Raw genomic sequence first — 26181 nt, forward strand, 5'->3', positions numbered from 1 at the left:
CGATATTCGGACATACGAATTAAATCCGATTCAAAGTCTAATAAAGGAGTGATAATATTGAACAAAAAAATCTTAAAGCGATTTGTTGCATTAACAATTTTTGTATTGGCTCTGGTGATGGTATATGACATCCCTTCCGACGCATTAGCCTCTACAAAATATGTTAAGGTCTCTTTCAATTCAGGAGGTGGTTCCGCAGTTTCCGCTAAAAAGGTTGCTTATAATAAATTAGTAGCTGCACCAAAAGCCCCAAAGAAAACGGGTTATACCTTTGGCGGCTGGTATAAGGATTCAAAATTAAAAACTTCCTGGAATTTTAAGAAAAATAAAGTTACAAAAAACATCACGCTATATGCTAAATGGAATATTAATACCTATAGCGTAACCTTCAACTCAGTTGGCGGCTCTAAAGTAACCACACAAAAGATAAAATACAAAAAGCTTATTACCACCCCAAAAAGCCCTACCAAAACAGGGTATTCATTTACAGGTTGGTATAAGGATTCAAAATATAAAACAGTTTGGAATTTCAAGAAGAATAGTGTTACAAGCAATATCACACTATATGCTAAGTGGACACCAAACAAATATACCGTGAACTTTAATTCACAAGGTGGCAGCGCCATATCCTCAAAGATTGTTACATACAACAGCGCCATGACCACACCGACTACACCGACAAAAAATGGATATGTATTTGGGGGATGGTATACTTCACCAAGTCTTTCAACCGCATGGATTTTTTCTAGTAAAGTACATTCTGGTATGACACTATATGCCAGATGGAAAGCACCCGTTCCGTCCAGTTATATGGGAATTATTCCATCGAATATATCCTCATTAAATGTCAGAACATCTCCTAGCACAGGAAGTACCAGTAAAGTTATTGGCGCTTTAAAAGGAAATACATCAATTACAGTAACCTCTTATAATAATGCCGGTTGGTTCCAGATTAAGTATAATGGCCAAAATGCTTACATATCAAAAAGCCTGATGGATCAAAATAATACCGTATCCGCGCAGCTAACCGCTTATGCGGCTTATATTACAGCAAACGGTTCAGCCAGTATTTACACAACAGCTTCTTCTTCATCCAAAGTACTCGGAACAATAAAGAACGGTACTTATGTGAATGTCCTGCCAATCATCGGCAATCAGGATTATGTTCAGATTGCCGCCCCAGGTGGTAAGTTAGGTTATCTTGCTGTATCAAATCACCAGCAGCTTTTTTATAGTACGTTAGATATTCGCAAGCCCTCCTCTGTAACTGCTGCTCAGATTAATACGGCGATTACTAATTATAAGAAGAATAATAAAATAACAGTAGCTTTACCGATTGACAATCAAGGTCAAGCTTTTATTGACGTTGGGAAGGCATCCGGTATTAATCCGCTTATCCTTGCTGCTGTAGCAATGCATGAAAGCGGTTGGGGTACAAACAATCTGGCTATTCGAAAAAACAATATATATTCGGTTGGCGCGTTTGATAAATCACCATATGATAGTGCTTATACGTTCCGTTCGATCAAAGAAGCGATACAGTATCAGGCGAACCTACTTAACCAGTACTACTTAACCACAGATTCAAATAACAAATTGTACTCGGAAGGCAACTACCTTGGAACAGGTGGTATCGTAGGATCACTAATTGGGGGCAAAAATAGAGGAGCCTCAGGACTTAACTATTATTATTCCTCCGACATTAATTGGGGATCTAGTATAGCATATATCTGTCAATCAATTCTCCCCTATAGCTCAAGCTATGCATCCACAAAATCGATGACAGGTAAGATAATTGATGTGAATCTTGCAGATATTAACAATGATTTTTCCAGGATGAATATTACTGGAAAATATAAAGGATCCACTCCATTATATCTATATAAAGTGTTAGGCTCCTCCGATATAAAGGGCTACACTTTAGATGCAAATAATCAACCAGTGCAACTATTACCATATAATGCATCCACAAGTCCGACTACTAAAGTTGGTACCTTCCGGGTATTAAATCTATATGGAAATCTTAAGAATGGCTGGATGAAGATCACAACCACCATCTCCGGAACGACCTATACCGGCTATGTAAACTTTGGTGGCCTTAATGATTATTCCACCAGATTTACTCTGGATAATCTGATTCGAAATTCGTCCACCGGGATTTATGCAGCGCAGAACATGAATTACGGTGTTCCATCCGGTTATGTAACTTGCTATCGATAATACAGGATATTTCTGCCAATTAATAATTGATTGTATACCTGATATATACACATAAAAGGGTGAACCCACAAACGTTATTATTTCGTTTTGTGGGTTCACCCTTTTAACTAATTTCTTTTCCAAAATTTCTTTATCTAATTTCTTTATCTAATTTCTTTTTCTTGTAACTAGTTTAAATACATTAACCTGATTATTCTTTATAACTCACTTATCATTGTATTGATTCATTTTAGTAATAGTAAATAAATTTTATTTCTGGTAAAATATAGTTACTATTAAGCAACAAATATATTATTAATTTGTAATATGCACAACAAACGAATACTATCATCGTTACATCATGGATATGAACTTTAAAATTGGAGAAACACAATTATAAAGGGAGGAATTTCATGAAAAGATATTTGATTATTGTATTTATTTTAACTGTAGCCTTCATTTTTTCGGCTTGTGCAGTACAGGGTTTAGAAAAAGCGAACGTTAATAGGGATGGCGAAATTACAGCTGTATCAACAAATACAAAGACTACACCTACTATTACTCCAACTATTACACCGCCCAATACACCTACTATTGCTCCCGACAATAATACAAGTACAAATCAACCTTTCACAGAAGGTGTGTGGATCAAAAAATATCCCGGTGATTATGCCTGTTTTAAATTTGAGACCCCTAATGGTTTTCAGATTGTTTCCGATCCATTTGTAATACGTAAAAAAATCCAACCGGATGTCGTAACAGAAAGTCATCAGGACATGGATCATAATGATGTTACAAATCTAGAGAAACCCTATAAATTACTAACCGACCCCGGAGAGTATAAAACAAAACAAATAGTGATAAACGGATATGCGGGCAAGCATAATAAGGGCGACGAAGGTGATACGAACAATATATTTGTCTTTATGATGAATGATATCAAAATTGCCCACTTTGCCTCACAAGGAGAACTTCCAAGTATAAAAGATCTTAAGAAAATCGGCAAAGTCGATGTACTGCTAATACAGATATTCGAAAATCCCGCTGCTTCAAAATTACTAATCGAAGATGTTGATGTGATTGTTAGTAGTCTCAAACCAAAAATCATTATACCTGAGCATGGAGATGTCGACGCCGGAAAGAACCTGGCAGAACACCTTAATGTGAAAGAAGAGCGCAAACAGGATGGAGAAATTATTATTACTCGTGATTATATTGATAAAATCAATGAAGTACAAGTCATAAATCTTGATACGATTTATAAAGTACAAAACTAATAATTAAAAATTCCTGCTCCAATTAAACCGTGAATTATAGTGTAACAAATCAAAAAGATGATACCCAAAGTCTTTAAAGACTATCGGTATCACCTTTTTCGTTTTATAGCTCCCTTTTATCAAGTACTATTCGTATTATTCCTTAGCCAAATTACAAATAATATCTACACAAGTATCGATACTCAACTTGGATGTATTCATGCTGATATCATAGTAATCTGCCACACCAAATTCAGTATTGGTGTAATACTGACAATATTTTTTTCGCATCTTATCTATGAGACGAATCTGTTCACTAAGCTTTGCCTCAGAGGTATCCGGCATTTTATTCTTCATACGGTCAAGGCGCCAGTACGGGTCTGCGTGAACAAATACATGGAGTCCATTATCAAATTCCTTTAAAATGGTGTTCGCGTTACGTCCAACAATAACGCAATTACCTTTTTCACCAATTTCTTTTATGATCTGTTGTAAGGCATCAAACAGCTTCTCACTTAACGGTTTATTATAAAAATCAAAAAGACTCTGCGCAAAACCGAAGTTCATCGGAACCTTTTCATCCCAACGTAGCATACTTTCTACATCGATATTGGATTCTCTTGCTGCCTCTATAATCATCTCTTTATCATAGTAATCGTAATTCAATGCTTTCGCTACTTTTCTGCCAATTTCACCACCACCGGCTCCAAACTCACGACTTATGGTTATAATCTTTTTCATTGATCTTTCCTCCAAGCAGATTATAAAACTTTATTTAAGAAATCAATTGTTCTTGCTTCCTTAGGATTATCTATTACTTCTTGAGGAGTTCCCTGTTCTACAATATATCCACCATCCATGAATACTATTCTGTCAGCAACTTCTTTTGCAAAACCAATCTCATGTGTTACTACTACCATTGTCATACCGTCTGCTACCAGTTCTTTCATAACAGCGAGTACTTCACCAACCATTTCAGGGTCAAGTGCGGAGGTAGGCTCATCAAAGAGCATGATATCCGGATTCATGGCAAGTGCTCTCGCAATAGCGATACGCTGTTTTTGACCACCGGATAGCTGGGAAGGATACGCATCTGCTTTTGCTTCCATACCAACACGTTTAAGCAATTGCATCGCCTTATTCTTACCCTCCTCCTTTGTCATCTTCTTTAATAAAACCGGTGCATGCATAATATTTTGCAATACCGTCTTATGGGGAAAAAGGTTAAAGTGCTGGAATACCATACCGATATTTTCTCTGATTTTATTAATATCTGTATGCTTATCTGTAATATCTTTACCGTTTATGAGAATGGTTCCGTCTGTGGACTGCTCTAACTGATTCAAACAACGCAGAAATGTGGATTTACCGCTTCCGGAAGGTCCAAGTAATACTACAACCTCACCTACAGAAATATCTATATTGATATCCTTTAGCACTTCTAAAATTCCAAAGTTTTTCTTAAGATTTTCAACATGTATAATTGTCTTATTATCTTCCACGGTTCACCCTCCTTTCAATCTTCTTAGCCAATTTACTTAATGAAATGATAACTATCATATACATAATACCAATAACCGCCCAAGACTCTAAACTCATCATCGTATTCGCAACAATCGTTTTACCCATATTCGTAAGTTCCGGGAATCCGATAACAGAAAGAATGGAGGTATCCTTAAGTGTAATAATAAATTGGTTAATAATTGATGGAATCATCGTGCGTATCGCCTGTGGTAACACAATTGTTTGCATACTTAATCGATAATTGATTCCAAGACTTCGACTTGCTTCCATCTGGCCTCTGTCAACGCTCTCAATTCCTGCACGGATTATTTCCGCCATATAGGCTCCACAGTTCATAGAGAGCGCAATGGTACCAGCCTGAAGAGCTGAAAACCTAAAATGCTCAATTCCCAAATATTTCATTCCGGAAGGTACACCGAAGTATACAAAAAATGCCAAAACAATCAAAGGTACACCTCTCACCGCATCAACATAAACCGTTCCTACCAGATTAAAAAAACGATTTTTTCCAACGTTCATCAATGAAAATATTAAACCGATTATCATGGCAAAAAATAATGAAAGTAGTGTAAGTAATAATGTCTTGCCCATTGCTTCGAGTAGCATTGAACTATATTTTTGAATTATTAAAATCATTATTCCTTCTCCTTTCTATTTTAATTAAAAATATTGTAACGTAAGAACGTGAGCAACCTGCAACAGGTCCCCCACGTTCGCAATCATATCACAATTGTCTGATGTATTATTTTAAATACGTATTTAATATCTCATCATACTTGCCATTTGCTTTGATATTTTTCAAACCGGCATTGAACATATCGAGTAACTTCTGATTATCTTTATTCATAATAGCGAAACCGTAAGGTGCACCTTCGCTTTCCATTCCTGTTGGAATTTTAAGTGCAAGTTTGCCTTCTTTGATTGTCGCAGACATAATTGGTGTATCTTCAACACAAGCAACACTGTTACCTAATACAACATCCTGATACATGGTAGGAGAATCATCAAATTTAGAAACTGTAAATCCATATTTATCCTTTAAGCTCATTGCAAAATCAGCACCTGCTGTACCGTTCTTTACTGCAACATTTTTACCCTTAAGGTCTTCATATTTTGCAATTGTACTATCTTTTCCAACTACGAAAGTCTGAGTAGCATTAAAGTATCCGTCTGAGAAAATCCAGCCCTTATCAATACGTTCCTGTTTGATAGTAGCGCCAGCGATAATACCATCAGCCTGTCCAGCTTGAACAGCTGCAACAGCGGCATCCCAACCAAGGCTATTTAACTTGTACTTAAATCCCTGATCTTTTGCAATCGCATCAAGTAAATCAACGTCGATACCTACGAATTTATTCTTCTCATTGGTGTACTCAAAAGGTTTGAATACTGTGTCAGTTGCAATCACCCATGTTTTATCTCCGGATTTTGATGTATCACCATCTTTTGTATCAGTAGTTTTCGTACCGCATCCAATAAATAATGAGCTAGCTAAAACTGCTACACATAATAAAGCTGTAAACTTTTTCATATTATCCTCCTGTTTTCCTAAATATAAAATCGCAAAAAATTTAAGCGTCGACCTTATAATATAATATTGACCTCTTAGTCTACGCTTAATGCATAAAGTAATTATATATATGAATCCTGCCCTTGTCAATGCTATATAACTATGATGTAGTAAAATTATAGTGCAATAAAGTATCAAATAACTATTTTTTCTTGGAAATTCCGTAAAAAACAGGATATTTTAATCCCAATTTTTAATTAACCGCCAAGCGTTACATCGCAATCCTGATACCACTTTAGTGCATCTACAAAATGTGATTTCTTAAAGCTAGGCCAATAATCATCAATCACATAAAAATCAGAATAAACCGATTGAACGGGTAAAAATCCACTTAATCTTCGCCTTCCGCCCCATCTTATGATTAAATCAACCCGAGGTATCTCATCAGAGGCCAGCTGTTTCTTATTCATCATACTTTTTAAGTCCCATTCCCAATCGTAGTTTACCAAAAAGTTAAGATTAATAATACCTCTGCCAAATTCAACTCGTTTATTCGCATATTTCAATAATTCCTTTGGAAACGCAACAGAATCGGTATTGCCGATCACCAATAAATTCGCATCCCTGCCACTCAACAATTCTACAGCGTCAATACATGCTTTTGTAAATGCATCTCTTTGTGTCTTTTCCCTTTTATTATTATCCTTCGTAAATCCGTAAAAGGTAGCTTCCTGAATTCCATATTCGATCATCATCTCATACAATTCAAAACCCGGATTTATTCCATGATCGTATCCAGCCTTCTTTTCAAGACCTTTTTCTAATGCCCATCTTCTATTGCCGTCTGGGATAATTCCAATATGCCTAGGAATTCTTTTTAATTTATCCATATATGCTCGTCCTTTATCGATAGTATTCTTATATTCTTGTCAGCTGCGTTGTTAATTATGTAAAAAATCATGCTATCCTATCATTTCAACTGGTTATTACAGTTTAAATGATACAATATCATGATTCTTACGTCTATGCTTATTCAAAAATTCCTTGCTCAATACTCTTTGTAGAATATAAATCATCTATTTCCATCTTTGTACAAAGCGCTCACATTGGCACTACTTCTTTTTATATTCAGAAGGAGACATTCCTGTGACTTTTTTAAACACCTTCGAAAAATATTTTTCATCATTGTAACCGACTTTATAAGCAATCTCATATGTTTTAAAATAATTCTGCTGCAGATAAGAACAGGCATGCTCTACTCTAATTTCATTCAGATAGTCGATAAAGCTGCAGTTCATCTTCTGTGTAAACAGCGTAGATAAATATCCTGCTGTTATTCCAACCTTTTCTGATACTCCATTTAGGGTCAGATTCTCATAATAGTGCTCATTAATATACTCTCTGGCGAAATCGACGAATCCATTCATTCCTGATTTTACTGTTATCCCAGACTTTTTCTTCTCTCCAATCAGTCCATCCGCAGTATCATTTAGCTTCTTCAGAATATCGGAGGAACGACTGGGCTTTAATAGATAATCTTTTGCACCGTAGTGCATCGCCTGTTGTGCATATTTAAACTCATCATAACCACTCAATATAATGGTAACCGGCATAATTCCCGCTCTTTGTGCCTCCTGCATGACATTAATCCCATCTTTAATCGGCATCTGCACATCCAGCAACATCAGATCCGGCTCATGACGAAATATTGTATCGATGGCAATCTGTCCGTTCTCTGCCAGATAGATCTTATCAAATCGATCTGTATGTAATTGAATATATTTTGCCAGACCATTTCTAATCATATCTTCATCGTCCGCAATCAGTAGTTTTACTCCCAAACTATTACATCTCCTTATTTTCATATGGTAATTCAATAATAACAGTTGTTCCGCTACCTTCCTTACTATATATCAATAACTTAAATGCTTCATGATATTTAAGTTCCAGCCGTTCTCTTATATTTTTGATTGCATAACGGCCAATTCGTTGGCTTGCATATCGCTCGGAATCATCTACTTTTAGTATAGCTTTCACCTGCTCTTTGCTCATTCCGATGCCGTTATCCTTGATCATAAAGATAATATGATCTCCCTTTTTCTTTCCTACAAGTGAGATAAAGCACTTTTCACCTGCCTTTTCAAAGCCATGAACGATTGCATTTTCCACAAAAGGCTGGAGGATTAGCTTCGGGATATTAGCATCTAATATCTTATCCTCAATTTTAATCTCATAGTCCAATCGCTTCTCAAATCTCATTTTCTGAATATGGAGGTATCGATCGATTAAATCCTGTTCATTCCTTACAGTAACAATGCCTTTTCCTTGTCCTAGAACCAGCCGGAATAATTGGGACAACGCATAAATATTTTCTGCGATTTCATTGTGATCCGCGTTAGTTGCCTGCCAATACAAGGAATCCAGGGTATTGTATAAAAAATGAGGATTAATCTGAGCCTGAAGTGCATTTAACTCACTTTCCTTCTCCCTGAGTGCCATAACATAATTATTATCAATCAAGGTCTTGATATCATCCACCATCTGGTTAAAGCAAGCCGCTGCTTCTCCCACTTCATCTAGGGTATTAACCTCTACCTTCTGATTGAAGTCTCCCTTTTTAAACAGTTCCATTGCATTACATAATTTATTCAAGGGCTTTGAGATGATATTGGATACAAAGATCAGAATTGGAAACAATCCAACCAAAAATCCTAAAAGAAGAACCGCAGGTGCAAATGCAATTGCAAATAACTGCTTCCCTAGCCCTTCTTTTTCTACTAATCGATAAACAATCGTCCCTGTATCCTCATCTCTACTAAAGAAAACTTTATAGTTCATATAGCTGAGGAACCCGGATGGATCTTTTGATATAATACCTTTCGCTTCGTCTTTTAGTACCTGTGTTAGTATATCCTCATTCACTTTACCGCTTCGAATTAGCTCTGACCCATCTGAACTAACTACGATAATCGCTTCATTATCCGAAATGAGTGTATTATCACACAGCTCAGTAAATTTGTCCATGGACGCACCGATTACCAAATAACCCAACTTATTTCTCTTAGCAAGATCATAGATTTCGCGGTACATAACGATTTTATCTGTTCGATTCGCTTCATAGGTATCTGTATCACTTTTATTCACTCGTCTCCATAGTATCTTACCTTTTCGTGCAACGACCTGTTTATATATGTCTTTCGTGCGAACCAGGTCGGTGCTCTTTAGATAGGAGGTTGCATCCATACATCGCAGATATGGAATAACACCATTCTCCGGATAGATAGCGATTGTCTTAATCTGCCCGTTCAGAGCCATCATATCCTGAAATATCCTCATTGGAGCATTGTGTAACCAAAGCAGGGAATCTTGATTCAAATTCTGAGGTTTATTGGAAGTAAGTATCAATTTTATATCATTATTGATACATATGTACGTTCCGAATTCTATTATATTTTTCTGAAGCACATCAATGCTACTTGTTAAGTTCTGTGTAGTTTGAATATAGCTTTCATTTTCTTTTTCTATTGTCGCATTATAATTTCTAACGAATAAAACCGCACTGATAATCAGTAGAATGGGCGTGATGATTATGTAACTGTAAAATATCAATTTTTTTCTAATACTCAACTGTCGAATCCAATATTTCATATGTCGTATAATCTCCCATCTAAGATCATTATTTGATAGTCAAGATGACAAAAAGAGTTCAATTTCTGACATATAAATTTTATCCTTTTACAGCACCCATTGCAACACCTTTTGTAATGTGCTTATTCAGGATAATATATACAATTACCGCCGGTGCAGCTGTTAACGCCATAACTGAGAATTGAACGGCATAATTTGATGAGTACTGCCCTGTGAATTCCAATACAGAGAAGGGTAGCGTCTTCCATTTTGGGGTACTTAAGTAAGTACTTGCCATCATAAATTCGTTCCAGTTATTTAGAAAGGTCATGATTGCTACTGTTGCAATGGAAGGTTTTAATAAAGGAGTTACAATTTGAAATACAATTCGATACACTCCGCAGCCATCCATAACTGCTGCCTCTTCCAACTCGATCGGCAATGCTTCAATAAAGCCTGTCATTAAAAACAAAGCTTGTGGAAGAGAAAATGCAACATAGGGAATTAATAATGCCCATATGGTGTCTGTAAGGTGAACCATATGATATATTTTATAATTTGGCAGCAAGGTGGCATGAATCGGAATCATCATACCTAATAAAAGGAGCGTTTTCACAAATCCATTTAGTCTCCAATGCATTCTTCTGCAGGCATATCCGGCCATAATCGAGAATAGTGTAACAAAAAATACAGCAAGACCATTTATCAATACACTATTTTTTAAATATAATAAAAAATGTCCGTCAACAAACGCCTTTACATAATTCCCCCATTGTATCTTTTTCGGAATAATTAAAAGCCCATTCGTGAACATCTCATTACTGGTTCCTAGAGAAAAGTCAATTAACCATACTAGAGGAAATATCTGAACAATAGCTACCGCGGATAGGATAATCCAAAGAATAATTTTTTTAATTAATGCACCTTTATCTGTCATATCAATTACCCTCCTTTGCCGGTTGCTTTTCACGGAACAATCTGTTCAAACCTACGGTTACAATTAGGCAAATGATGATAAATACTACACCGATGGCATTACCATAACCGTATTTAAATGCCTTAAACGCCTGTAGATACAAATAGTTCGCAGTAAATTGTGTACTGTCACCGGGACCACCCTTCGTCAACAGATATACGGTTTCCATCTGCTTCAATGCTGAAATCACCGCCAACGTAACATTTATCTGTATAACTGGCTTCATAAGAGGAAGTGTAATCTTTAGAAAGGTTTCTTTTGAACCGGCACCATCTATCGCTGCTGCTTCATATAAAACAGGGTCAATATTCTTAATTCCGGCATAATAAATTAACATACCCCATCCAAATCCATGCCAAATCAATACAATTAATACCGACCATATGGCTGTATCCGCATTGAACCAGTTTATTTTACCGTGATAACCAAAGCCTTTTAGTATATTATTCAGTAATCCAAAATCCGGGTTATAGATAAATTTCCACAGATACGCAATAATCGCAACCGAGATAACATTCGGTATGAAGTAGATGCAGCGAAAGAATCCTTCCGCCTTTCCCTGTAATTTATCTAAAACAGCAGCTACTATGATTGCAATCGGATGCTGGATTACAATAAACCCAACCGCCAAAAGCAATGAGTTCATCAACGCTCTGTGAAAGGTCTTATCCGACAACAATGCCTTATAGTTATCAAGGGCAATAAATTTTGCATGACCCATGCCCGAATAATTTGTAAAACCATAATAGATACTCAAGCAGATTGGAGCCAGTATTGCCAGAACAAAAAGTACTAACCCGGGTAATACCAAACTGAGAATAACTAATTTATTGCTGTATAATTTTTTCATATAGTCCCCCATACTGCCGAAACACCGCGAACTTGGGCGTCAGCACAAAATTTGCTATGCAACTGTAAGTAACAAGGAAGTGGCTGCCCACATCAGACAGGCAGCCACTCTCCCACACAATAAGCGTTTACTTACAAGCCTCGCCAATCTTTGCAAGGAAATCTTTTATTGAAGATGTTCCATTAGAAACACTCTGAATTTCACTCTCGATAGCTGCTTTGAAAGCGGAAGGACCACGGTCATTCATCGTAGTTCCTGACACGCCTGTAGCATTCTTTAAAATACCGGTAAATGTCTTCTGTAATTCTGTTTCATTACCTGTCATATAAGCTGTTTGATCTTGTGCGGACATACCAACACCCTTCTCCCAACCATATTTGGATAATTTATCAGGCTGATACATAAAGTTCAAGAATTTGATTGCTTCATCCTTCACTTTCGAATCTGCTGCCACTGCATATCCGCCACCATTCCAAGCTGCGATGTCAGTTTGAGCACCTTTTCCTCCTGTAACTACAGGCATGCTAAATGCTCTAACATTATTTCTAACCTCTTCTTTGATGTCCTTATTTAATGCCATGGAGGATTCCCAGCTACCCATATAGAACATTGCTGCCTGACCATTGGTAAATAAGTTCATTGCAGTTCCGTAATCCTGTGAATCATAACCAGTCTGGAACATTCCAGCCTTCACTGCCTTAACAAGTAATTCTGTAGCCTGAGTAAAGAGTGGATCAGAGAAATCGCCGGATGCTATCGCCTTATCAACTAAAGCCGCCTCATCTTTTCCATCAAGACGAACTAATAAATCTGTTAAATAGATTGCTAAAGGCCATCCATCTCCACCATCCATTGCAACCGGAACAATATTAGCTGCCTTGATCTTCTTGGACAGATCTAAAAGCTCATCATATGTAGTAGGAACTTTCCAGCCATGGTCATCGAACATTTTCTTATTGTAATAGAATCCCATGATATCTGTATTTCTTGGTAGTCCATACAGTTTACTGTCTTTCATAAAACCATCAAGTGAGCCAGGAACAAAACCATAGTTAGCATAATCAGCTTGGTTCAATTCCGCAAGTACTCCTGCATCAAGCACTTCGCTTAAGAAGGACGGCTGTCCCCAGATGCTAACAACATCAGGCATACCATCCATTGCATATGCTTTGAATTTGGTTTTATAAGCTTCTTCATCAAGTGCTTCAACCTGAATTGTTACATTCGGATTTGCTTTTATATATTCATCAATTATCATTTGTTCCACTAATCCCTGTCCGTTCTTTCTGTCTGGAAGATTAGAAAACAACTTTAATGTCACCTTCTCCGGAGCTTTCGTTGCCTCTGGTTTGTCAGTCGCCACCGTTCCCTTATCCGAGTCCGTCTGCTGATCTTTTTTGTTTGAGCAGCCGGTTACCATCGTTAGTACCATCACTGCCACAAGTATGAATGCCCATATCTTTTTCATAATTCTTTCCTCCCTGGAAATATTTTTTGCTACAATTAGATAGTACCATCCCACTATATCGAAAAACAGATGGCAGAATTTGAAAATAGTGCAATATTTTCGAATGAACAAGATAATATTAATATTTTAACAAAGGGACGGAGTCGTGAGAGTGCAGATAGAAGGAGGTAGGGACGTGTGGGAAAACAAGCTGGATTTTCGGTACTTTCTGCACACGTCTTTTACTTTTTGCTCCGACCTGATTGATTCGTCGGTCGCTCGCAAAACGAACTAGTGCGCAGAAACTCTCTCGAAAATCCGCTAATTGTTTTCTCACATCATCCCTACCTCCTCCTATCCATACCCTCACGACTCCTGATATTGGAACAAATATAAATCATTTTTTTGATTTGAGAATTAATTTCTTAGGTTTTAGGTATTTGTTTAAATTGCTAATTGAATTGATGGTTTGTTTTATAAAGGTTCTTACGAATACAATTTTAGATTGTTTAAACGTAAAGATGTTTCTAACAATACGAATTTATGATTTATTTAGTTACACCTATTTTTTTGATACTACCAATAACTAATCGGCATAATAGATAAATGACAAATCCTATTAATACTCCAATAACATTTAATATAATATCATCGATATCAGCACGGCGTCCAATAAAGTATTGAATAAATTCAATACACAGTGATGTTATTAACCCACTCAAAAAGATACTTAATAGCGATATGTACTTCTTTGACAAAAGTGGTAAAAATATTCCCAACGGTGCAAAAAGTAGGAGATTAGCCCAAAGATTAAGACTTGAAACCACTTCCCAACCATCCATAACCGAGCTGCTTGTATATAAATATTGGTAAATCGTATGAAAAGGGATAATATTAATTGGTGCAGGTTTATATATAAATATATTAAAATATGGTTTCCCATTTATAATTCCGGCATCCCACATTGGTAGTACTGTTTGAGATATCAGCCCTATCATATACAGCATAAATAGTCCCAATACAGCTTCTCTAAAAAATGATGTGTTTATTCTTCTCTTTTTTATTACAATAAATCGGATAAATACATATAGAGGAAATGCTGCTAGAATATAACCAATCATCTCCCCTATATATGTTATTATTAGACTCAAAATTGTATCCCCCAATACATTTCAACTTAATATCAAAAACAAGCTTCATACTTTATATTACCATATATGTCAATATTATCTACCTATCATATTTAATAAACTAAAAAGGAGTACATGCTTTGCCTCCTTTTTGGTTTACAATGTTGATTAATGGTCAAATGTAAAAGTAACCTGTTCTTCCTCTAGTATACCCTCGTCACCTTCTAGGTTTTCAAGTAGTTCATAGAAACGATTCTGTTCAAACTCTTCGATAGAGATGCGAGTCTTGTTCTGATTCGCAAATAAGAAGATCTTGTCTACGCTTTCCGTATAGTTTTGAATCTTATCATTCGGTGCACTGATAATTGCTTGTACATGAAGAGAGTTTATTAAAGCGATACAGGTTGAAACCTTTTCTCCGTCCATCTTTGAGAATGCCTCGTCAAGAATAACCAGTCTTGGTGTCGGTCTTCTCTTAACCTTCGCATTCACATTGATTCGATAGATTTGTGCAAAGCTTGCGAGCAATGCAACATATAACGGGTTCTGTCCTTCCCCTCCGGAGTTCTTGGATAACATCTTGGCAAGTGAGGTAGGCGGTCCACCATTTACTCGTTGATTCATATCAAAGGTAAGATAGGTTCGGTAATCCGCATAGCGCTCCATATTCGCACGTGCTGTCTCTAAAGTCTTTGCATCGCTGTTCGTAGGTGGCATGAACATCTCTAAAAGCTCGTTCATGATCTCGTTGTATTCACTCTCATGGCTCATACTGAACAAATCAACCTGACCATCCATGTTATTCTCCAGATGCTTCGGATTGATCTCTAAATCCTTGTTCATGAACATCTCATAGAATTTGCCCTCTTCTCCGGTGTTCTTTGTCACACTGAAGCTATATTTGTCCTTACCAAAGTCAAGCTGTTCCAATACCTGATTCAGGTCATTCTTCTGCTTTTGCGCATCCTGAATTGCAGCTCTAATTTTATATACAAAGTCCGATTTAAAATGCTTAATCGCAATTTGTGCCTGACGATTTGCCTTTTCTGTGAATTCAACCAGCTTCTCGCTGCTGAGAATGCTCAGAAGATTCTCATAATCCTCATTATCCTTACTGGTAACCCCAAATCCTCTGTAGTTATACACATCATAATGAGCCTGTCGTTTTTCGATTAAAGAACTGTACTCAATTTCTTTTCGGTTTTTGATATCTTCCAATTCATTTTGAATACGAAGCTTAATATAATCCGTTCTTTTTCCTGAATTCTCCGCCATAAATGCATCATAACCTTCATCTCTGATAGCCTCCTGAACAAAGTTCTTTCGTTTTGCCATCAACTCATCGTGATAGGTTATTAATAGATCTCCGATTTCTCTATGTTTGTTGGATTTTGCAACTGCATATCCATCCGCCTGACTCTTGCGAACTCTGAATTCCTCTAAAGATTTATCCAGTTCAGTGAGCTTTCTTTGCCAAGCCTCGATATCCGTTTTCTTAAGATCTTCAATTTTACTTTGACATTCTGCTCTTTCTTTCTCCGCTTCGATAAGTGATTCCACATCCTTCATCCATTCCAGGTATTCCTGGGTTTCTTGGAAGGATTCAAATGACAGTACCTCTGCAATCTCCCTGCTTCGCTCATCCAAAGGAAGCTTCTCATCGCTTAACTGTGTTAAAATCTCCTGGGCAACACCAAGTCGTTTCACGATTGCACCTTGGCCAATATAAGCAAAATCAGTATAGTTTTTCGGATCAATATGCTGTAATTTATAACCCTGATATAGGACGCAATCCTTGGTGATCCCACTGTGATGATTTCTTAATTCCTCAATCGAATCACATTTGATTACACGTCCGAGCAGATAATCGATATACGTTCTCACATAATCCGCCTTAGTCATTACCTCTTCCGCTAACGAATTCACCATTGGTACTTTCGCATTTAACAATACCTTCTCGGTATCTATAACTGCTACCTGATGAAATCTCTTCGAATCCAAGGCACGGTAAAATTCCATCGCTTTCTTTGCATATTTGGGTGGAACAATCAACGTTGTTTTATTACCTCCCATATATCCTTCAATTGCATTTAGCCAGCTTTCATCTTCCACATCTATCACATCGGCTAATACCTCTGCCTCTATCGTCTCTCCGAAATAATCAGATAGTTGCTCTGAGATCTTCTGTTTTGCTTCTAATAAGGTATGAGAATAATTCTTATGCCCATTTTTTAATACCTCGATTTCCTCTTTGCTCTCCTTGATTCGATCACCCAGAGAATGAAGCTTTTTGTTCAATTCTGATTTTTCCGCCTCTAATGCTGCTTTTACTTTCTTGATATCCGACCGGATTCCCTCCATCATGGATTGATCCGCTTGATATGTTTCAAACAGATGGATTGTTTCTACCGTGTCTGAGTTCAAAAGTTCGGTCTGTACCCATGCCTTAAGCTTGTATGCCAGATTGTCATACTTTACTCTTGATCTATCTAACATATCGATATTCTGAGTAAGTAATTTTAGCTGTTCCTGAAGATGGGAGTAACCACTATTTTGAATAAATCCAGCCACCTCATCTCGCTCAACCTGCATGGTTTTAATCTGACTATATAAGCTCTCCGAGGTATCCTTTAGCGATTTAATATCCTTGTCAAGCGTCTCTAGCTGGGATTGGTTATACTCAATCGTTTGCTGCACTTGCTTAATTTCCAAACAATCCAGGTTGTATTTATATTGAAGTTCCTTATTACAGCTGTAATCGTATTTTTGATACTGCTTTTGAATCTCCATAAGAAGCTCAATCTCTCTTTTGGTATCCTCAAGTTTAAGCTTTAAATTCGAATACTGTGCTACACTGTCCTTCATATCATCAATTCGGATATTTACTTCCGTAAAGATATAATTTTTGATGAAATCATCCAGTTTCATATCCATTTTAAATGGAATCGCTTTTTTAAACAATGCAATAAAGCGTTCATCGGGAAGACCGCCAAAGTAGTTATTATAGATTTCATTTCGAAATCTCACATCTGTTGAAGTTAAAAAATACTCATCCTGTGAGAAGTTCTTTTTCAAATAATCCTTTAATTCCGATATTGTAAACGTTTTATTATTATCCCCTCGGTAATTATTCTCCGGTAATGCTCCTGCATGCCAAAACCACTGCTTTGATATAGAATTATTTGAGGTATCCACATCAAATGCTACCCCCATGCACTGACTGTTATTTGTCTCCGTATCTTGGAATTCCAAGACCACGGTCGAGGAAAAATTCTTATTTCGCAAATACTTAATGCTGTTATTTTCTTCAATCTGCATCATACCTCTAAGGTATTCAATCAAGGTTCGGTTAGAATCCTCCTTCGCCGCCTTATTAAAGAAGCCTCTACCCGTCGTATCAGCATAAAATATCATTTGTAATGCATCGATCACCGTAGACTTACCACTGCCTGAATGACCGGTAAAGAAGTTTACGACCTCGTTATAGCACATTACACGTTTATTAATATAGTGCCAGTTATTCAAGCACATCTTCGTCATCGCCAAAAATCGGTTGTTCATCCTCTTCCTCCTCTCCCTCCTGGTACTGCTTAATCACTTCTGTAATCTCCTTGTTATCAAACAGCAGATTTACAATGGGATTAATGATAAAACGGATTTCACTGTCCAGTTCATTGACCTCATCAAGAACCTCTACAATCTGGTATCTCTTTAAAAAGGCAATCGTTTTCTTCATCTCCGTAATTCCCATCTTGCCCTTCCAAAGACGGAACAACTGCAGCTTTTCATTAATCGTGCCCAGAGTGGTATAGACATGGATGGAGTTTGAGATTGTACTCATCTGCTCATCATAAATCACTTTAAGCAACAGGATAAAATAGGTCGATAAAGGAGATATCTTTTCTCCCTGCAAGGTTGGTGTTTTTAAATATATAATATTGTACTGACGGTTCTCATACAGGTCAATGTCAGCTACATTAAAATAATCCTTTAAGAATTCAATATGCCTTTCACAGACACGATAGTCGTCATTAATCATATGACGCTCTGTTCTTTTATCATATTTTCGTTCCATTATATAGGTTTGGCTTAAAAGCTTCTTTATTACATCAGTAACTTTTGCTTTTTCTTCATCCATTAAGCCATTATAATATGCCAGCATTTTATTACTCCTTTTCTTTTTCTTTATACATCTCTGCCCTTTTCTAGGTTAGTTTGTGCAGAGAATTTTGCAAACAAAACTTAGGGATGTGAATTATGTTTTTCAATAATCACACTATCTTTCATCTTAAAAATTGCCTTCGGATAACTAAACTCTCCGCTTCTTATCATCTCTTCACTATCCCTGATCACTTCAAATGGACTCTTCACGCGATAGCTGTAATCAAAGGCTAAAATCAGCAGTTCAAATTCGCTTCTATTCGTAACGGCATGATCCTCCACCTGATAGACTCCATCCTTTATTCTGCTCATTACGAAGCTTTCAATCTGAGCTTTATTAAAACGTGCCTTGCTCTTATTCGCCTTAAGAATCTCTTCCTTGGATAACTCTTCTTCTAATGGTTCTTCGGACTCATCAACTTCATCCACCACATTCTTCTTTATTCTCTTTTTGTAAAAAGAATCTTCTGAATTAATCGCAAAATCATTTAGCTGAATCTTGTCGGTAACCCTCTTTGTGATACTATCACTATGCCGCTCGGACATTATATTGAGTAATGTCACCAGATTTCCTTTCAGATTCTGATCCCTACTTAAGAGGTATTCCATTCTACTCACAGTCACTCGTACATACTTCGAATGCTCCGCATCAATATTTGCAATACGATTTTCTATATTTGAGATGCTTCGATCAATTTCAAATATCAAATCATGATATTCTAGGTCAATGTCCTCCGGTTTCATATCCGGTTTATCCGATAATATCTTTCTTTTTAACAGGTACAGTCTACTTTCATCCTGTTGCAATAGATATAGCAAATCCTTTATGTCATTCTTATATTTATAAAAATTATCACTGGTTTTTAACAGTCCGTATTTTCGATTAATTTCAGTCTCAACAAATACCTCCAGATGTTCAGTTAAAACCTCCTCATAAGTGGTTTTTGCCAGTAGACTCTCAAAGAAACGATCCATATTATGTAACATATTCTGCAACGAGCGGTTTAACTTGGTTGCATTCTGCCTTGCACTCATTAACATCTCAATTCCCAACTTTTTATCATTATAAAAGGAGTAAAGATTTGAGAATATATTCTGAATCTCAATATCCGTTTCCTGATCATTCGGATCATTCAGATTGATGAATGCCTCTATTAAAGTAGCAGCATAATCCGGAATTACGATATTGGTCTTAAAATTAACATAATCCTCAACCTTCCTTATCCAACCAAAGGAGGTAAGCTTATTGATAATCTTCATGGAAGTCGGTTCATTACTATCCACTTCAATCTCATCATCGTCCCCAGATACGTCAATCATTCTTCCTTCAAAATGCTCTGACAAGATACGTATCCCTGTTTCCCTGGTCAAGAAATAATCATTGTACAGATATTCCTCATAAATCACCATTAACGACTCTATATAGATATAACGGTTACTGCTCCGAAATAAATTCCAGAACTCCTGTGGTATCTTCTTTAATTCGTTCATTTGCCCTTTTCCTTTTTCAAAATGTAACTTTCTACATGGCATAAGTCTGATAATCACCTTGATATATCGCCTTAGCCTATCTATTATAACATAGGAATCGATATATTTCACACTTTTGTTGTATAAAGTTTACTCTAAGCACTGATTGAATATCATGCAAAGATATAAAAAAAGTCATAGGATATTTCACCTATGACTTTTTAAATACACCTATGAACTTGTAATAAAAGATTAAATTAATTTGCTATTGTGCGGAATTACTGCCATTGTTCGCGTTGCCATCTGTGTTATTATTCCCATTTTCTCCGTTCCCTCTAAACATTCCACCGAAGCCATTCGCGAGTGCTTCTTCTATTGCATCTGCCTGTTTCTGTGTAATCGTTTTGTCAGTAACTAAACTCTTTAGCTCACTGGAATACATAGCACCTCTCTGTCTTCCTGCTCCTTTAGTGATATTATTATTCGTATTGGGGTCATTTCCATCATTTGCACCACTATTATTGTTACCGCCTTGACCCCATTGGCCTTTTCCATCTGCACCTGGTGAAGGTCTTTCGCCGCCGTTTCTCTCTCCATTACGAGGGAATCCGGTAATCGATGCCATCCTTTTCTTCATATTCTCAGAAATCGCATCGATCACCTTATCCTCCTGCTCCGCTGTAATAGTACCATCCTGAACGAGAGAAGATAGATTGTCATCCAGCATTTTCTTTATATTTTCAGCACTAAACTCTTGCCTGCCTGGATTGTTTTGGCCTCCCTGTGAATTGTTCGATCCACTTTTCTTAGAACCACATCCCGTCAATGTAAACATCGTGGCTGTCAAACAAAAGATTAGCAATACCGTTAATATTCTTCGACTTTTCATAGCCTTGTCTCCTTTATTTATCATCATTCATATCTTAATGCTTCTATCGGACTTAATCTGGACGCTTTTCCTGCCGGATACAACCCGAATACAATTCCTACCCCTGCTGAGAAGGAAAATGCCATCAGCATAACGGAAAGCTGCATCTGTACAGCAATTGATGTAACCCCCGGTAATATCAAACAGATCAGTACTCCAAGAAGTACTCCTACAATACCACCGGTACAGCTTAAAAATACTGCCTCGATCAAGAACTGTGACAGAATATCTCTACGCTTTGCTCCAATTGCCTTACGAACACCTATTTCTCTGGTTCGCTCTACTACGGATACCAGCATAATATTCATAATACCGATTCCTCCAACCACAAGCGAAATTGCTGCTATTCCTGCTAACATCATAGTAAGCGTATTCGCTGTTTGATTACGCGCACTGATCATTTCACTCTGGCTCAATACTCGAAATGCATCCGTATCGTTATTATATTTTGAAAGCAGGAATTGATTCAATATATAGGTGGCTGAATCTACAGCCTTTGCAGAGGCTGCTTCTACAAAATAACTTGATACTGTAGTAGTCTTTAATAATCTCTGGGCACTGGATAAGGGCATAATCAGTTGATTGTCACTCGAACCGGCTGAGCTGGTTCCCTTACTTTCAAGAATACCGATAATCATAATCGGTGTTCCATTTACCATAATGTTTTTTCCAATCAGAGATTCATACTTTTCCGCCTGTACATCCGGGAAGATATTTTGTAATACTTCTATCCCGACGTCACATACCTTATAACGATTATCGATATCATCCTGTGTGATAAATCGCCCATATGCAGTGTGAAGATCTCGCACTGATTCATAGTCCGGTGTTGTTCCGATAATAGAGGCAGTATTATTATTTGCTTCATTCTTTACTGTTGCATTCCCTGTAATCTGAGAAGCAATTCCTCCAATGGAGAATTCACTTTTCAGTTGCGAGATATCATCAGCGGTCAATCTTGATGAAGAACTACTCGTAATACTTACTGTCAACATATTCGTACCCATATTTTGAATTGCATCTGTAACCTGTTTCGCAGAGCCCTGTCCGATTGCTATCATTACAATGACGGATGTGATACCGATAATAATACCCAACATCGTTAAGAAGGATCTCATTCGATTGGCGAACACAGAGGCTAGTGACATTTTGATTGCCTGAGAAAATTTCATCGAACAACCTCCTTAAATACATTGATTTTACCGTCATGTATGGTTAAAATTCGACTTGCTATATTAGCGATCTTCATATCATGCGTAATTAACAAAATGGTATTCCCCTTTTGATGAAGGCCGCATAATATCTCAAGCACCTCTTCTCCGGTGTGGCTATCAAGGTTACCGGTTGGCTCATCGGCTAGTATCAGCGATGGATTCGTCACCAGTGCACGTGCTATCGCAACACGTTGTTGCTGCCCTCCGGAAAGCTCCATGGGCTTATGATGCATTCTGCTCTCCAAACCGACAGACTTAAGAGCCTCCACTGCTCTTTCGCGCCTCTCACTACTGGGAACCCCCTGATAGATCAATGGAAGCTCCACATTATCAATTGCTGTTATCCTGTTCAATAGATTAAATCTTTGAAAGATAAACCCTATGGTTTTGTTTCGGAACTCTGCAATCTCATTGTCGTTATATGTACTGATCTCACGATCCAATAATTTATAACTACCCGTAGTGGCTATATCCAGGCACCCAACGATATTCATTAAAGTGGATTTACCGGAACCGGAAGGTCCGACAATAGCGACAAACTCATTATCCTCCACCTGCATCGTAACATCATCAAGCGCATGAACCGTATTGCCACCTAATTCGTAGGTTTTAAAAAGATTAGTAATCTCAATAATCGGCATCGTTCTAATTCTCCTTTATCTGAATTTGCCTTAAAGCTGACGGTTTCAACTAATTATTCCCTCCAGCCCCTGATGATTTGTTATTATTGCTAGTTCCACCATTACTCTGGCTGGAAGTATTATTGTTTCCAGAGCTCGCTGCGTTATTATTAGATCCACTACCGCTAAAGCTTCTTCGATTAAAGCCTCCGCCTTGACCAGTTAATTCTCCCATACCACCCATACCACCAAATGCATTCTGCGTTGTAGTGGTATTCTTGAGGGAATTAATCATTGACTGTGATATCGTTCTAGGTACCGCTATTTGATCTCCTTCAGATAAGCCGGATACAATTTCAATCGTACTTTCATTTTTGAAGCCGAGTCTTACTTCTTTGCCTTCCTTTGTTAACAACGAATCAATATTTGCATTTTTTAAAGTAACTGATTTACCTTCTTTATCGATATACTTGGAAGCTAACAACACTTGACCTTTGGTGCCTTCAATATTTTGAATTGCGGATGCCGGAACCGTTAATACATTCTCTTTTCCTTTGATAACGATGGTTGCCGTAGCATTCATGCCTACTTTTACATCTGTTGCATTATCAATGGATACGGTAACATTATATGTAGTGACACCATTTGAAGCAGTTCCGATGGAATCAATCTGAGTCACCTTACCGGTATAGGTATTTTCGCTCAAAGCATCTATTGCTATATTTGCATCCTGACCCACTTCAACCTTAGTGATATCTAACTCGTCAATTGATACAATTACCTGCATTTTCTTAGGATCCACTATGGTAGCTATAGACTCTCCCGCCGTTACGCTATCGCCATTCTTTACATTCAATTCCGATACAACACCGTCGGTTGGAGTTGTAACTGTATCCTTATCTGCTTTCTCTTGTGAATCTGATAATTGATTCTGTGCCATGGTTACTTGCTGCTTGAGTTTTTGAATATTATTTTGAACAGAGGCATCATCAAATTTGAAAAGCTTTGTATTCTTCGACACCTTCTGATTTTCTGAACACAGCACCGATTTCACTGTGCCTGAATTGGCACCTTCAATAGTAACCGGACTATTAACTTCCAGTGCTCCGCTTCCTAAAATCGTTCCGTCATTCGATATTACTGATACGGAAGCATCTACCGGCCAATTATCACGATTAATTGTCACTGTTACATTACCCATGCCGCTATTTGTTTCGGAATTACCGCTTATGCCTTCTTTGGTACTGTCAGATGAATTGCTACTATTACTCGAATCGCTACCACTTGTAGAGGTAACCGTACCAGTAACTACACTTCCATTGTATTTCACCTTAACCTTATCATTTACCTGTAGACCAGATGCATTAATAGAAACTTTCATTTTTCCATCGGTTGATATGGTACAAAGTACTCCATTATTCACTGCTTTCATAGTTCCCAGATCATCCCCTGACTGGACAGTGATATTCTTAATTCGACCACTGATTGGAGCTTTGGTATAAACTGTATCGACATCCTGTTGTGCCTGCTCCAGGGCATCCTTAGCTGACTGCAGCGCGGTCTTATTTGACTCTACCTCCTGCGCGGAATCAGTTTCATTAATATGTGCTACTGTTGTACCCGACTTAATTGTATCTCCTAGCTTTACTGGCATCTTATCAATTGTTCCAGCATTTGCAGCGGTTAGTGTATATTGAGCCCCTGAACTCACTGTACCGCTACCGGATACCGACTGATTGATATTTCCTTTCGTAACCGATACTAATCTGAACGTAGTTGTTGTTGCATTTTGACTAGCTTTACTAAAATGCTTATAGGTAAATGTCCCCCCACCTACAATCGCAACAACTAAAACTCCAATGATTGTGTTTTTAATCCACTTTTTTGCCATCACCTGTAACCTCCAATTATTCATTCTTTTCTAGTGATTTTCGGATTGTTAAAATGTTACACCATTCAACGACCTATTTATATATTTTTGATGTGTCTACGCAATTAAGATTATAGTTTTTAAATGTGAAAATACTTTGGAAAATATGTGAAAATACTAAGTCCAAACACCTATGGCATGACTTTATCATTTAAAATAAACGGATCTATCCCTGGAAATAAAAAAGGAATGTGACAAACTCTAGGTCTTATCACATTCCTTTTATGGGAATAACTATTCTTCAATTATTATAGTAACTATTTTAGTTATGATCTGCTTTATAATTCATTTTCATTTTTAACTTCGCTAACTTATCTTCATTTTCTATAATCTGTTCTCTTACTTCCTTCACTTCAGACATATAGTCTGCAATTAATTCATCTAGGAATACACTTACCTTTAATCTCAAATCTGTCTGGCTTTGATTATCCTCATCATAAGCGCTGGAGATTTCATTTAAAATCTCCCTGACATCATTAATTTGAGAAACAAGTTTATCTATCTTGATTACACTTACCTCGAGCCGATCCATACACATCACCTCTTTTGTAATAATTAACACCCGTAAATTCTGTTTCTACCTGCACGTTTTATGTGTTATAACATCTCTCCTTTCTATTTTATTGATCCCATGCTCAAGGGTATCTTCTGAAAAAAATTACGGCAATTGCTTCTGTATGTATTTATGATTATATACTCCGGTCACTGAATCCTTATTCACTCTATTATTTATTTCCTGAATCATGTCGTTTATTTCATAGTTATTGATGGAATTCTTTCTTAACTCTGACATATCGTCCATTTCTTTCAATAATTCAACAACATAAGTAATATCATTTAAAACAATCGGTAACGCAATGACAGAAACAATCATACCATCACAGTTACACTCGATTTTATAAATTGTGTCCTTCTCTATGTATGCCCTTATACTGATGCAATTCTCACAAAAGGATTTCTTCCCCCATCGGGCAAAGCAAGTATCATCCGAACCCATCATATTATTACAACATTGAATAACTTTTTTATGTATCGGATCTACAAGTCTCATGCTATCGTACAGACTATCATATGATGAAAGCTTTCTGCGAATTTCCTCTAATACATCCATAAGAACCTCCTGTAATTCTATATAAAATAACATGGATAATCCAGTGTATGATCGTCATGACCTTTTCTGACATTTTTTTCTTATAGTATATCAGATGTATCATTGGGAATACAATACCAATTATAGAAAATATAGTATAATAAAAGACGTATCACCATTATCAGATGATACGCCCAGTCCTTGCAAAATATTGATGTAAAACAATATATAATATATAATAATCACATA

22 protein-coding genes are annotated in these 26181 nt (G+C 37.0%); 2 read left to right on the forward strand and 20 right to left on the reverse strand.

Annotated features, from left to right (window positions below):
* Positions 1-57 precede the first annotated feature (57 nt).
* Complete coding sequence (locus AC6IWN_RS11310) at positions 58-2220, forward strand: InlB B-repeat-containing protein (RefSeq protein WP_497987518.1); 2163 nt, start codon at positions 58-60, stop codon at positions 2218-2220.
* 392 nt (positions 2221-2612) lie between these two features.
* Positions 2613-3476, forward strand: coding sequence for an MBL fold metallo-hydrolase (locus tag AC6IWN_RS11315; RefSeq protein WP_497987519.1), 864 nt, complete (start codon positions 2613-2615; stop codon positions 3474-3476).
* A 135-nt stretch (positions 3477-3611) separates the two neighbouring features.
* Here the strand turns inward: AC6IWN_RS11315 and AC6IWN_RS11320 are convergent, their stop codons facing one another.
* The 20 genes from AC6IWN_RS11320 to AC6IWN_RS11415 form a co-directional block, all read right to left on the reverse strand.
* Entirely contained in the window at positions 3612-4196 is a 585-nt protein-coding gene (locus AC6IWN_RS11320) for a cytidylate kinase-like family protein (RefSeq protein ID WP_497987520.1), read from the reverse strand.
* Between the two features lie 20 nt (positions 4197-4216).
* Positions 4217-4957 (reverse strand): amino acid ABC transporter ATP-binding protein, encoded by a 741-nt coding sequence (locus AC6IWN_RS11325; protein WP_497987521.1) that lies wholly within the window; start codon positions 4955-4957, stop codon positions 4217-4219.
* Positions 4947-5615, reverse strand: a complete 669-nt coding sequence (locus tag AC6IWN_RS11330; RefSeq protein ID WP_497987522.1) for an amino acid ABC transporter permease — start codon at positions 5613-5615, stop codon at positions 4947-4949. Before AC6IWN_RS11330 ends, AC6IWN_RS11325 begins: the two co-directional genes overlap by 11 nt.
* A 106-nt stretch (positions 5616-5721) precedes the next feature.
* Positions 5722-6510: a transporter substrate-binding domain-containing protein gene (locus AC6IWN_RS11335; protein ID WP_497987523.1), complete on the reverse strand. Its 789-nt coding sequence runs from the start codon at positions 6508-6510 to the stop codon at positions 5722-5724.
* 236 nt (positions 6511-6746) lie between these two features.
* On the reverse strand, positions 6747-7379 hold the full coding sequence (locus AC6IWN_RS11340) for an undecaprenyl diphosphate synthase family protein (protein WP_497987524.1): 633 nt from the start codon (positions 7377-7379) through the stop codon (positions 6747-6749).
* A gap of 222 nt (positions 7380-7601) precedes the next feature.
* Positions 7602-8330: a response regulator transcription factor gene (locus AC6IWN_RS11345; protein WP_497987525.1), complete on the reverse strand. Its 729-nt coding sequence runs from the start codon at positions 8328-8330 to the stop codon at positions 7602-7604.
* 4 nt (positions 8331-8334) lie between these two features.
* Positions 8335-10137: a cache domain-containing sensor histidine kinase gene (locus AC6IWN_RS11350; RefSeq protein WP_497987526.1), complete on the reverse strand. Its 1803-nt coding sequence runs from the start codon at positions 10135-10137 to the stop codon at positions 8335-8337.
* A 79-nt stretch (positions 10138-10216) separates the two neighbouring features.
* On the reverse strand, positions 10217-11053 hold the full coding sequence (locus AC6IWN_RS11355; RefSeq protein WP_497987527.1) for a carbohydrate ABC transporter permease: 837 nt from the start codon (positions 11051-11053) through the stop codon (positions 10217-10219).
* Between the two features lies 1 nt (position 11054).
* Positions 11055-11942, reverse strand: coding sequence for a carbohydrate ABC transporter permease (locus AC6IWN_RS11360; RefSeq protein ID WP_497987528.1), 888 nt, complete (start codon positions 11940-11942; stop codon positions 11055-11057).
* A 127-nt stretch (positions 11943-12069) separates the two neighbouring features.
* Entirely contained in the window at positions 12070-13413 is a 1344-nt protein-coding gene (locus tag AC6IWN_RS11365; protein WP_497992198.1) for an ABC transporter substrate-binding protein, read from the reverse strand.
* Positions 13414-13937: 524 nt separating this feature from the next.
* Positions 13938-14540, reverse strand: coding sequence for a VanZ family protein (locus tag AC6IWN_RS11370; RefSeq protein WP_497987529.1), 603 nt, complete (start codon positions 14538-14540; stop codon positions 13938-13940).
* 147 nt (positions 14541-14687) lie between these two features.
* Positions 14688-18080: an ATP-binding protein gene (locus tag AC6IWN_RS11375; protein ID WP_497987530.1), complete on the reverse strand. Its 3393-nt coding sequence runs from the start codon at positions 18078-18080 to the stop codon at positions 14688-14690.
* The gene (locus AC6IWN_RS11380; protein ID WP_497987531.1) at positions 18037-18681 is read right to left on the reverse strand and encodes a DUF4194 domain-containing protein; all 645 of its coding nucleotides are present in this window, start codon (positions 18679-18681) and stop codon (positions 18037-18039) included. The genes AC6IWN_RS11375 and AC6IWN_RS11380 overlap by 44 nt, the downstream gene beginning before the upstream one ends.
* An 80-nt stretch (positions 18682-18761) precedes the next feature.
* Positions 18762-20171, reverse strand: a complete 1410-nt coding sequence (locus tag AC6IWN_RS11385) for a Wadjet anti-phage system protein JetA family protein (protein WP_497987532.1) — start codon at positions 20169-20171, stop codon at positions 18762-18764.
* 244 nt (positions 20172-20415) lie between these two features.
* Entirely contained in the window at positions 20416-21039 is a 624-nt protein-coding gene (locus tag AC6IWN_RS11390) for a hypothetical protein (RefSeq protein ID WP_497987533.1), read from the reverse strand.
* Between the two features lie 23 nt (positions 21040-21062).
* Positions 21063-22250 carry an ABC transporter permease gene (locus tag AC6IWN_RS11395; protein ID WP_497987534.1) on the reverse strand — a complete coding sequence of 396 codons (1188 nt, stop codon included), beginning with the start codon at positions 22248-22250 and terminating at the stop codon, positions 21063-21065.
* Entirely contained in the window at positions 22247-22927 is a 681-nt protein-coding gene (locus AC6IWN_RS11400) for an ABC transporter ATP-binding protein (RefSeq protein ID WP_497992199.1), read from the reverse strand. The genes AC6IWN_RS11395 and AC6IWN_RS11400 overlap by 4 nt, the downstream gene beginning before the upstream one ends.
* Before the next feature lie 55 nt (positions 22928-22982).
* Positions 22983-24803 carry a hypothetical protein gene (locus tag AC6IWN_RS11405; RefSeq protein WP_497987535.1) on the reverse strand — a complete coding sequence of 607 codons (1821 nt, stop codon included), beginning with the start codon at positions 24801-24803 and terminating at the stop codon, positions 22983-22985.
* Positions 24804-25104: 301 nt separating this feature from the next.
* Entirely contained in the window at positions 25105-25374 is a 270-nt protein-coding gene (locus AC6IWN_RS11410; RefSeq protein WP_497987536.1) for a hypothetical protein, read from the reverse strand.
* Between the two features lie 126 nt (positions 25375-25500).
* The gene (locus AC6IWN_RS11415; RefSeq protein WP_497987537.1) at positions 25501-25953 is read right to left on the reverse strand and encodes a hypothetical protein; all 453 of its coding nucleotides are present in this window, start codon (positions 25951-25953) and stop codon (positions 25501-25503) included.
* Positions 25954-26181: the final 228 nt, after the last annotated feature.

Source organism: Variimorphobacter sp. HTMS_6 (genome assembly GCF_059717775.1).

Excerpts from the sequence above, each read along its gene's own strand:
- AC6IWN_RS11315 (WP_497987519.1), top strand. The coding sequence starts at position 2,613 with ATGAAAAGATATTTGATTATTGTATTTATTTTAACTGTAGCCTTCATT.
- AC6IWN_RS11320 (WP_497987520.1), bottom strand. The coding sequence starts at position 4,196 with ATGAAAAAGATTATAACCATAAGTCGTGAGTTTGGAGCCGGTGGTGGT.
- AC6IWN_RS11330 (WP_497987522.1), bottom strand. The coding sequence starts at position 5,615 with ATGATTTTAATAATTCAAAAATATAGTTCAATGCTACTCGAAGCAATG.
- AC6IWN_RS11335 (WP_497987523.1), bottom strand. The coding sequence starts at position 6,510 with ATGAAAAAGTTTACAGCTTTATTATGTGTAGCAGTTTTAGCTAGCTCA.
- AC6IWN_RS11340 (WP_497987524.1), bottom strand. The coding sequence starts at position 7,379 with ATGGATAAATTAAAAAGAATTCCTAGGCATATTGGAATTATCCCAGAC.
- AC6IWN_RS11350 (WP_497987526.1), bottom strand. The coding sequence starts at position 10,137 with ATGAAATATTGGATTCGACAGTTGAGTATTAGAAAAAAATTGATATTT.
- AC6IWN_RS11355 (WP_497987527.1), bottom strand. The coding sequence starts at position 11,053 with ATGACAGATAAAGGTGCATTAATTAAAAAAATTATTCTTTGGATTATC.
- AC6IWN_RS11360 (WP_497987528.1), bottom strand. The coding sequence starts at position 11,942 with ATGAAAAAATTATACAGCAATAAATTAGTTATTCTCAGTTTGGTATTA.
- AC6IWN_RS11375 (WP_497987530.1), bottom strand. The coding sequence starts at position 18,080 with ATGAACAACCGATTTTTGGCGATGACGAAGATGTGCTTGAATAACTGG.
- AC6IWN_RS11380 (WP_497987531.1), bottom strand. The coding sequence starts at position 18,681 with ATGCTGGCATATTATAATGGCTTAATGGATGAAGAAAAAGCAAAAGTT.
- AC6IWN_RS11385 (WP_497987532.1), bottom strand. The coding sequence starts at position 20,171 with ATGAACGAATTAAAGAAGATACCACAGGAGTTCTGGAATTTATTTCGG.
- AC6IWN_RS11390 (WP_497987533.1), bottom strand. The coding sequence starts at position 21,039 with ATGAAAAGTCGAAGAATATTAACGGTATTGCTAATCTTTTGTTTGACA.
- AC6IWN_RS11395 (WP_497987534.1), bottom strand. The coding sequence starts at position 22,250 with ATGAAATTTTCTCAGGCAATCAAAATGTCACTAGCCTCTGTGTTCGCC.
- AC6IWN_RS11405 (WP_497987535.1), bottom strand. The coding sequence starts at position 24,803 with ATGGCAAAAAAGTGGATTAAAAACACAATCATTGGAGTTTTAGTTGTT.
- AC6IWN_RS11410 (WP_497987536.1), bottom strand. The coding sequence starts at position 25,374 with ATGGATCGGCTCGAGGTAAGTGTAATCAAGATAGATAAACTTGTTTCT.
- AC6IWN_RS11415 (WP_497987537.1), bottom strand. The coding sequence starts at position 25,953 with ATGGATGTATTAGAGGAAATTCGCAGAAAGCTTTCATCATATGATAGT.